Annotated in this window: 1 protein-coding gene; it reads right to left on the reverse strand. The window is 67.5% G+C overall.

Annotated features, from left to right (window positions below):
• Window positions 1-489: transposase family protein (locus ACTXPP_RS14195; RefSeq protein WP_443342774.1), on the reverse strand; the 489-nt coding region annotated here is incomplete at its 3' end.
• Window positions 490-493: the final 4 nt, after the last annotated feature.

Consider the following 493-nt stretch of genomic DNA (forward strand, 5'->3'; position numbering starts at 1 on the left):
TCGGGCCGATCCGACGCCGTCGACCAGTGGGGTCAGGTCCACGATGACGGTGACGAACCCGGGGGACCCGTCGCCCCGGACATGCTTCCACTTATGCTCGTCGACGCCGAGGACCCGGACCCGATCCAACCGGGACGGATCCTGGTAGGACAGGTGCCGGCAGGCTGTCAGGGCCAGCTGGTTGGTCTTGTCCCAGCCGATGCCCAGCCCACGTGCGCAGGCCTTCACGCTCATGCCGTCGCACGCCATGCGCTGCAGGATCCAGCGGGTGACCCGGTGGGTCACCGTCTGACGATCGTCGGCTGCCTGCGGGATCGATGCCCGGAAGATGGTGACCTCGCAGTCGTCACTGGTGCAGAACAGTCGGGGCACACGGACGTGCAGGAGGCTTGGGTGTCCGGCGATGGGCAGGTCCGTGAGTCGACGTTCGACATGGTCACGGACTCGGCAGGCGTGCCCGCAGCCCGGACAGTTCAGGTCGACGATCACCGGA

The sequence above is a fragment of the Candidatus Corynebacterium faecigallinarum genome (assembly GCF_052264515.1).
In the GTDB taxonomy this organism is placed as follows: domain Bacteria; phylum Actinomycetota; class Actinomycetes; order Mycobacteriales; family Mycobacteriaceae; genus Corynebacterium; species Corynebacterium faecigallinarum.